The organism is Microbispora sp. NPDC046973 (genome assembly GCF_040644495.1).
In the GTDB taxonomy this organism is placed as follows: Bacteria; Actinomycetota; Actinomycetes; order Streptosporangiales; family Streptosporangiaceae; genus Microbispora.
Window position 1 is genome coordinate 36498 of the sequence record NZ_JBEYWQ010000045.1, and the last position, 8930, is coordinate 45427.

Sequence of the window (8930 nt, forward strand, 5' to 3'; positions counted from 1 at the left end):
GGCGAGCGGACGGTCAGGGCCGCCAGCGGTAGCGGGCGTCGGGCAGGTTCTCCTCGTTGCCACTGCCGTCGCCCTCCGCGACGAGGGAGAAGCCGTGCCGCTCGTAGAAACGCCGGGCACCGGTGTTCTGCTGGAACACATGCAGGTCGAGCCCGCGGGGGCGCGCCTTCTTGGCGTGGTCGAGCAGCGCGCTCCCGACGCCGCCGTTCTGAGCGGCGGGCGCGAGGTAGAGGTGGTCCAGCCACTCTCCGCGCAGGGCGGCGAACCCCACGACCCGGCCGTGCGACTCGGCGACCCACACCTGCGACGAGGGAAGCATGACGCCGGCGATCCACGCCCGGGTCTCCTCGTCGGAGTGCAGCGGGGGCAGATAGGTCATCTCGGCCCGGGCGGCGAGGAAGACCTCGGCGACGTCTTCGGCGTCGCCGGACCCGGCGCCGCGGATCAGCGGCACAGTGGTGATCGGCGGCACAGTGATGATCGGCGGCACAGTGGTGATCGGCAGCGCAGTGCCGTGAGCGGGCTCTCCCGCGCGATTCGGCCGGCCGGCGGAGGCGCGGCCGCTCACGTGCCGGCCTCCAGGGCGTCGCGGGCCGTCATCAGGGCGAAGCCGAGCAGGTTGAGGCCCTGCCAGGTCGAGGGGGAGGCGGCACGCTCGTCGTCGGCGGCCAGGCCGATGCCCCAGATCCGGTCGAGTGGGCTCGCCTCCACCAGGACCCGGCCGGCGGTCGCGAGCAGGTAGCGCCGCAGCTCCGGGTTCTGGCCGAACTTGGCGATGCTGCCGCGGACCACGATGCCGAACCGATGCGCGTTCCAGACCTGCTCGTCGAAGCCGCGTACGGCCCTGCCGAGCTTCTTGGCCTCGCCCGGGTGACCGGCGGCGAGGATCTGCTCGGCGGCCTGCGTGTCGCCGAACAGCCAGGCCTTGTGCGCCATCATGTAGTGCTCGGCGGAGGCGAAGGTGCGGCCGTCCTCGGTGAAGGCGACCGGCCACCACTGGGACAGGCAGCCGGGGCCGACGCCGCCGTCCCTGGCAGGCCGGTGGCCCCAGAAGTACAGATAGCGGAGGGAATGGCCCGCCTGCTCGGCGGCGATCGCCTCGTCCACGCTTCGAGGCGGCGAAATCTGCTCGGACACGCCCACACCGTGCCACAGGCGGCCTCGCCGCGGCCATCGAGTTACGGCGGGCGGCTTGGGGAGGAGCCGCCCGCGCACGCCGCCAGAAGGGCGTCCGCGGCGTGCGTCCGGTGGACGGCGTCTGCCGCCCTCCGCGTTCGCAGCAGGGACTCGTCCACGCGCGTCACTCCGTGATGGTGGGCAGCTCGGCCAGGAACGGGCGCACCTCGAGCCACTCGTGGATCGGCTTGCCGCCGGCCCCGGGAGCGGCCGACAGCTCTGCGGCCAGCTGGACCGCGCGGTCCCAGGACTCCACGTCGATGATCATCCAGCCGGCGATGAGGTCCTTGGTCTCGGCGAACGGGCCGTCGGTCACCGGCGGGCGCCCCTCGCCGTCATACCGCACGAAGGTGCCCTCGGGCGACAGCGCCTGTCCGTCGACGAACTCACCCGTCTCCTCCAAGCGGGCCGCGAAGTCGCGCATGAACTGCACGTGCGCGTCGACCTCCTCCGGCGTCCACTGGTCCATCGGCACGTCGTTGACCGGTGCGGGAGCGCCCCGATAGTGCTTGAGCAGCAGGTATTTGGCCATCGTCTTCTCCTCAGTGTGGTCGGGACCGTGTTCAGGCGCGCTCACGCTCGGCCCGCTGCCGGACCAGCTCCTCGACGGCGCTCGGCAGGGTCGTCTCGAAGTCGATCAGCTTCGCCCACGTCGGGGTCACCACGATCCGGACCATGCCGTCGTAGAGCGAGCGGACCTCGGCCTCCCACTCGACCCGCTGCTCGGGCGTCATCTCGTACGAGCCGTTCATCTGGAGGTACTCGTCCGGGATGCCGTCGACGACGTCCAGCTCGGCCCGGCCGCGGATCAGCAGGATCTTGGGCGGGTGCACCTCGGTGTCGATCGTCAGGGCGACCATCGGATTCTCGCGCAGAGCCGGGAGCTTCGGGGCGTTCTTCGTGGTGCACATGACGATCTGCGAGCCGTTCCAGGTGAACGCGATCGGGACGTTCCGGGGCGTGCCGTCCTTGGCCACGTACGCCAGCCGGGTCACGTCGCGTGCCAGCAGCTCTCGGCTGATCGGCCGGTCCAGAATCTCGGTGATCTCGTTCGCTCGCATAGCCGTCCCTCCAGGGTCGTTGTCGTGATCTGCCCCGGGGACGGAGCCGCCGGAGGATTCTCGACATCCGCCGGCCCCGAAGTTCCAAGATTTTTTCCGGCTGCCACCGCCGTGGCAGCCGCCCACACCGCCGGCTGACGGCGATCTGCACGCCCGCGGCGACGTCATGACGCAGAGGGCGCAGACGACGGCGGGCCGCCCCCGGGGTTGTGCCCGGGAGCGGCCCGATCCCTCGTGGTCGTCGCCGCTCTACTTGTATCCGGCGGCGACGATGTTGGCCTGCACCTCGTTCTCGGTGGCCGCGGTCGGGTAGCCGGACGTCATGACGCCTTCGTAGAAGGTGCCGGCGGAACCGTGGCTGTTGTCGCCGCCGATGCCGAGGATGATGGCGCCCTCCTTCTTCATCGGGTTGTAGCCCGAGGCGTTGGGCCGCTTGCCGTCGTAGAAGGTCGACAGGCCGCCCGACTGGGCGTTGCCGGCCCGGATGGCCCAGTGGTTGGGCTCACCCTTGATGATGGCGGTCAGGTATCGGTAGTTCACGGTCGGGTCGTTGGCGTTGTAACCGGGGTTCACGCCGGAGAACAGGCCGTTCTCCAGGTCGGCCATGACCCACGGGCCGTTGCCGGTGCCGTAGCCCCAAACCTTGATGTTGCCGAAGTAGATGGCCTCCATCGTGCCGTTGCCGTTGTCACGGCTGTTGGTCTCGGCGTTGCCGTAGTCGAAGCAGCAGCCGCCGTTGTAGTGGGTGCCGTCGAAGACCGCGTACATGCCTTCGGGCTGGTCGCCCTTGGCGACGCCGTTGGTGGCGTTGTTGCGGTAGCCGACGCCGGGGTCGACGTAGACGCCGTACGCCTTGTGGCCGTAGACCGTGGTCGGCGCCTTGGTGGCGGTCGCCAGGTTGTCGTAGCCACCGGCGGCCGGGCCGGAGAACCCGCCGGGAGGTGCCTGGGTGAGGTGGTTGCCCCGGCCCGACTGGTCGTAGATCTTGCTGATGAGGCAGGTGGTGCCGGCGCAGAAGGAGTCCTGCGCGGCGGCGTTGGCGGCTCCGCCCGGGCTCAGCACGCCGATGTCGCGGGTGGTGTTGTCGGAGGAGCGCCTGACCTGGTACAGCGAGCCGTTGTAGTTCGCGTACAGGGCGCGGGTCGTGCTGTGTGCCGCCACGCACGGCGTGCCGCCCGCGGCGTAGATGTCACACGGCTGCCTGGACGACGGCGGCGAGGGAGACGCGGAGGGCGACACCGTGGGCGAGACAGTGGGCGACGCCGTGGGAGAGGCGGTGGGGGAGCTGCTCGGCGACGAGGTGACGCCGCCGGTGCAGGTCACCCCGTTGAGGGCGAAGCTCGCCGGGACCGGGTTGGAGCCGTTGAACGCTCCGTTGAACCCGAAGCCGGTGCTGCCGCCGCTGGGGATGGCGGCGTTGTAGTCCACGTTGGTCACCGTGACCTGGGAGCCCGACTGGGTGTAGGTGCCGTTCCACAGCTGGGTGATGGTCTGCCCCGCGGAGAACGACCAGGTGAGCTTCCAGCCGTTGACCGGGTCACCGAGGTTGGTGATGTTCACGTTCGCGCCGAAGCCGCCCGGCCACTGGTTGGTGACCGTGTAGGTGACCTGGCATCCGGCCGCGGCCGCCGACGCGGCGTGCGTGCCGGCCACCCCGACGCCGGCCGTCAACAGCGCGGCGACGGCGGCGGCCGACAGCCTCAACCGCCGGTGGAAAGAGCTGACATCTCGCACAGGTGTTTCCCCAATCTCAGAGTGGATGATTCGCGAGCCCCGGCTTTCCACTCGGTCACGGGCTCGTGCAGGTCACACTGGCCGGGGCGATCGAGCCGTCACCCTCAGCGGTGAAGCCGAACGTCGTCGACCCGTTGACGGCGACGGCGCCGTTGTAGGGGGCGTTCTTGACGGTGATCGCGCCGCTGGTGCCGGTGTTCACGCCGTTCCACAGGCTCGTGACGGTCTGTCCGCCGGCCAGGGTCATCGTCACGGTCCAGCCGTTGAGCGCGGCCGTCCCGGTGTTGCCGACGGTCACCTCGCTCTGGAAGCCGCCGCCCCAGTTGTTGACCAGCCGGTAGGTCGCCGTACACCCGCCGGGGCGCGCACTCGGCGACGGCGTGGGGGACGGCGATGGGGTGGAGGACGGCGACGGGGTGGAGGACGGTGACGGGGTGGAGGACGGTGACGGCGTGGGAGTCGGCGACGGGCTCGCGCCGCCGCTGACCCGGTAGACGACCGTGCCATGCGACGGCACGCTGGCCGAGATGGCGCCGGTGCTGCCGCTTACGGCGTTCGTCCACGCGTCGCGCAGGGTGAACGAACCGCCGGACAGCCCGATCGCGGACGCGGTGGTGCTGACCGTGGTGGTGCTGCCGCCCTGGTTGAACAGGGCGACCGCGACGTCGCCGTTGTCGAGCTTCTTGGCCAGCACGCGCCGGGTCCCGTCGTTGCTGATCTGGCGGGCCTGCAGGCCGAGCGGGTCCTGGTTGATGGCGATCAGGTTCTGGTTCTTGAGGATGGTCTGGGTCGCCGAGTCCATGGAGCGCAGGTCGTTGCCGGCGATCAGGGGTGCGGCCAGCATCGCCCAGAGGGCGAAGTGGCTGCGCATCTCGGTGTCGGTCATGCCGCCCCGGCCGACCTCCATCATGTCCGGGTCGTTGAACGCCCCCGGTCTGGCGTACGACGCGAGTGGGACGGTGACGTTGACGATGTTCTGGATGCCCATCGGGTATCCGTTGGTCTGACCGGTGTCCCACTTGTTGGTGATGTCCTCGGTCGTCCGCCACATGTTGGCCACGTCGCCCCAGTCGCGCTGCGGCCCCGTCTTCGCGTGGATGCTGTTGGGGTTGATGCTGTAGACGATGGGCCGCCCGGTCGCCGCCAGCGCGTCACGCATCTTCGCGAACGTACGGACCTGGTCGTCGATGGTGCCGTTGGGCGAGCACCAGTCGTACTTGAGGTAGTCCACGCCCCAGGCGGCGAACTGGCGGGCGTCCTGGACCTCGTGCCCCTGGCTTCCGGTCGCGCCCGGGTAGCTGCCGAAGTACTGCGCGCAGGTCTTGTCCACCGGCACCTGGTAGATGCCGAACTTCAGCCCTTTGGCGTGCAGGTAGTCGCCGAGCGCCTTCATCCCGCTGGGGAAGCGCGAGGGGTTGCCCTGCAGGTTCCCCGCGGAGTCGCGGGTGGGGTTGAACCAGCAGTCGTCGACCACGACGTACTTGTAGCCCAGGTCGCGCAGGCCGGAGCTGACGATCGTGTCGGCCATCTGCTTGATCAGCGTCTCGTTGATGTTGCAGCCGAACGTGTTCCAGCTGTTCCAGCCCATGGGCGGCGTGCGGGCCACGCCGTTCTCCAGGGCGCCGGCCGGGTTCTGCAGGGCGATCGGGGCGCCTGCGAGAATGCCGGCGGCGAGCAGAATTCTCACCTTTCGCACGAATCCTCCTTGAGATGAGTTACGGGTGCATGGGAAATGACGAGGAGAGGCCCCCGGAATCGGAGGCCCGAAAAACAGGAACCGAGAACCCTCGTGGGATGAGCGACGGGTAGCGGGTCTACCGGTAGGCGATGGTGGACGACGAGTAGACACAGTTGACGCCGTCGGCACCGCTGCCGATCTTCGTCGGCTCGCCACTGGTCACGCCCCTGTACTTCTCGCACACGACGACGTTCCTGCCGGGGTCGTTGACGATCGTGATCTGCGAGAAGCGCGCGGTGTCGCCGTAGTTGGTGTTGATGCCGGCCAGGACCTTGCCGGGCGTGGTCGCCGTGACGTTCTGGATGACGACGTCGCGCTTGTACTGGGTAGAGCAGTTGCCGCAGGAGCGGTAGAGCTTGCCGAAGTTCTGCACCTGGAAGTTCTTGATGTACATGGTGCCGGGGCCGTTGTGCTGGAAGACCTTGTCGCTGGCCGCCTTGGCGCCGCCGCCGTCGACGGTCATCGTCTGCGACGACGAGGTGCCCTTGAACGTGGCCGCGTCCTCGCCGACGTCCTCCCACCACACGTTCTGCAGGGTGCACGTGCCCATGCAGTGGACGCCGTCGGCGGCGGGCGCGCCGATGACGACGTTCTTCAGCACCGCGCCGTTGGCCAGTTTGAACATGGGGGGCTGGCTTTCACTCTGGCTGCCGCTGCCGAGGGCGCCGGTGCCGTAGTAGCGCTTCATCCCTCCGTCGAGCGTGCCCGAGACGTTGATCGTGGCGCCGACCGCCTGCTGACCGGTGGGGGACGGCCAGGCGGCCAGGCGCAGCACGGCCGCCGGGGCCGCGCCGGGAACGGTGCCCGCGGACGCGCTGCCGGGCGGACCGGCCGCGAGAACCATCCCGGCCGCCGAGGCGGCGAACAACGCGGTGCGCAATCGTGCGGACGTGTTCATTCACACTCCAGGGGGGAGACACGGCGACTACGCCGCCGCGCGCGGTGATGCCGACTGAGGGGAACTCAGGCCGACCGGCGCTCCATCGACGTGCACGAGAGCGAGCGGAAGCCAGACCTGGCGGATTCGCGGCCCGATCATCTGCGGACGCGACGCTTACGACGTCGCGACCGGGAACCCCTGCCGCTCACCACCGACCCCGGCAGGAGGCCGCTTCGGGACTTAGTTTGGAAACCGCGAAGAAACCTGTCAAGGGAATGTCGAAATTGTTTCGTTGAGGCGCGGGGGCCTCATCCTTGCTGGCCTGCACTGGTGAGCGGCCCGAACTGTGGAAGTTTCCGCAGTTCCATCGCGGAACGCCTTACTGGTCGCGACCTGGCCGATGGCGCTCAGAACGTTACGTCTATTTAGCCGTGAAACTTTCACTACGCGAAAGTCGCGAGTGATCCGGGCCACGCCCTGATGAGAGCAGGTGGGACAGGCCACCGGCGGCCCGGGGGCCGGCGCGGAGAAGACCCGGACCTTGACGAGGCTCCCTCGCGTCGTATTTGCTCCGCCGCACCACCATCACACATGCCCCCGACAGAGGAGGACCGGTTCCGCAAAGAATTGTTAGCGCTAACAAGAGTTCACCACCTCTGCCGGCTCACGAGAAGTCCGAGCCACCTGTGTTGTCGCTGACCGCATGAAGACGTGAAACGAACCCCGGGAGTACGGATGAAGGTCCCTCGCCTGCGGCTCTGGCTTGCCACCGGGCTCGTCGCCGTGGCCGGTGCAGCCGGTGCGCTGACCGCACCCGCCGCGCACGCGGCCACAGGTTGCCGCGTGGACTACTCGGTCACGAACCAGTGGCCGGGCGGCTTCGGCGCGAACGTGAGCATCACCAACCTCGGTGACCCGGTCAACGGCTGGAAGCTCACCTGGTCGTTCTCCGCGGGGCAGACCATCACCCAGCTGTGGAACGGCACCTACACCCAGTCGGGCTCCCAGGTCACGGTGACCAACGTGGACTACAACGCCGCCATCCCCAGCGGCGGCAGCACCGGCTTCGGGTTCAACGGAGCGTTCAACGGCTCCAACCCGGTCCCGGCGAGCTTCGCCCTCAACGGCGTGGCCTGCACCGGCGGCGTCACCTCGTCACCCAGCACCAGCCCTTCGTCGAGCCCGTCCGCGAGCCCTTCCCCGAGTCCTTCGGCCAGCCCGTCATCCACGCCGGTAGCGAGCAAGCCGTGTGACATCTACGCCGTGGGCGGCACGCCGTGTGTGGCGGCACACAGCACGACCCGCGCCCTGTACGCGAACTACAACGGCTCGCTGTACCAGGTCAGGCGCTCCTCCGACAGCGCGACCAGGAACATCGGCGTCCTGGCCGCGGGCGGCACCGCCGACGCGGCGGCGCAGGACTCCTTCTGCGCCGGCACCTCGTGTGTCATCACCCAGATCTACGACCAGTCCGGGCACGGCAACAACATGCTCTACCAGGGACCCGGCGGGGCCGGCGGCAAGGACACCCCCGCGACCGCGACGTCAGAGTCGCTGACCGTCGGCGGCAGCAAGGCCTACTCGCTCTACATCAAGCCCGGCAACAGCTACTGGCGTGACGGTCACCTGACCGGCGTGCCGACGGGCAGCGCACCCGAGGGCATGTACATGGTGACCAGCGGCACGCACGTCAACAGCGGCTGCTGCTTCGACTACGGCAACAGCGAGACGACCAGGAAGGCCGACGGGGCGGGCGCGATGGACGCCATCTACTTCGGCACGAGCTGCTGGTTCGGCGGCTGCTCCGGCTCCGGCCCCTGGGTGCAGGCCGACCTCGAATACGGTCTGTATCCGGGCGGCAGTTCGTCGTGGAACCCGAACCAGCGGGCGTTCACCAGCAAGTTCGTCACCGCGATGCTGAAGAACAACGGCACGTCGCGCTTCGCCATCAAGGGTGGCAACGCGCAGACCGGCGCGATGACCACATTGTGGGACGGCGCGCTTCCCCGCGGCTACAGCCCGATGAAGAAGCAGGGCGCGATCATCCTGGGCAGCGGCGGCGACTGCTGCGCCACCAACACCAACCTGAGCCAGGGCACCTTCTACGAGGGAGCCATCGTCTCGGGTTACCCCTCCGACGCCACCGAGAACGCGGTGCAGGCCAACGTCACCTCCGCCGGCTACCGCTGATCCGAGAGTCGGGCGATGGCCGGGCAGCGGCCGCTCACTCCAGCCGGTCACGGCCGGCCGGAGTGAGCGGCCGCTCGCGGCGGCGGGGGGTTGTTTCCGCCCGGGGGGGGCGGCGGGGTTGGGATGGTGGGGGTTGTTTTGTAGAGTGAGA

Annotated in this window: 8 protein-coding genes; 1 reads left to right on the forward strand and 7 read right to left on the reverse strand. The window is 69.0% G+C overall.

The annotated features are described in order from the left end of the window. Nucleotides 1-13: 13 nt before the first annotated feature. From ABZ860_RS39840 to ABZ860_RS39870, 7 genes are all read right to left on the reverse strand, one after another. The gene (locus ABZ860_RS39840) at nt 14-568 is read right to left on the reverse strand and encodes a GNAT family N-acetyltransferase (protein WP_357230952.1); all 555 of its coding nucleotides are present in this window, start codon (nt 566-568) and stop codon (nt 14-16) included. Next, on the reverse strand, nt 565-1143 hold the full coding sequence (locus ABZ860_RS39845; protein ID WP_357230973.1) for an NADAR family protein: 579 nt from the start codon (nt 1141-1143) through the stop codon (nt 565-567). The genes ABZ860_RS39840 and ABZ860_RS39845 overlap by 4 nt, the downstream gene beginning before the upstream one ends. A 157-nt stretch (nt 1144-1300) precedes the next feature. Further along, complete coding sequence (locus ABZ860_RS39850) at nt 1301-1708, reverse strand: YciI family protein (protein ID WP_357230955.1); 408 nt, start codon at nt 1706-1708, stop codon at nt 1301-1303. A gap of 31 nt (nt 1709-1739) precedes the next feature. Beyond that, nucleotides 1740-2237, reverse strand: a complete 498-nt coding sequence (locus tag ABZ860_RS39855; protein WP_357230959.1) for a pyridoxamine 5'-phosphate oxidase family protein — start codon at nt 2235-2237, stop codon at nt 1740-1742. 249 nt (nt 2238-2486) lie between these two features. Then, complete coding sequence (locus ABZ860_RS39860) at nt 2487-3971, reverse strand: arabinofuranosidase catalytic domain-containing protein (RefSeq protein WP_357230961.1); 1485 nt, start codon at nt 3969-3971, stop codon at nt 2487-2489. A 55-nt stretch (nt 3972-4026) separates the two neighbouring features. Further along, complete coding sequence (locus tag ABZ860_RS39865) at nt 4027-5667, reverse strand: cellulose binding domain-containing protein (protein WP_357230964.1); 1641 nt, start codon at nt 5665-5667, stop codon at nt 4027-4029. Nucleotides 5668-5785: 118 nt separating this feature from the next. Continuing rightward, the gene (locus ABZ860_RS39870) at nt 5786-6607 is read right to left on the reverse strand and encodes a pectate lyase (protein WP_357230967.1); all 822 of its coding nucleotides are present in this window, start codon (nt 6605-6607) and stop codon (nt 5786-5788) included. A 717-nt stretch (nt 6608-7324) separates the two neighbouring features. Here ABZ860_RS39870 and ABZ860_RS39875 point away from each other — a divergent pair. Next, nucleotides 7325-8779 carry an arabinofuranosidase catalytic domain-containing protein gene (locus ABZ860_RS39875; RefSeq protein ID WP_357230970.1) on the forward strand — a complete coding sequence of 485 codons (1455 nt, stop codon included), beginning with the start codon at nt 7325-7327 and terminating at the stop codon, nt 8777-8779. The last annotated feature ends 151 nt before the right edge of the window (nt 8780-8930 follow it).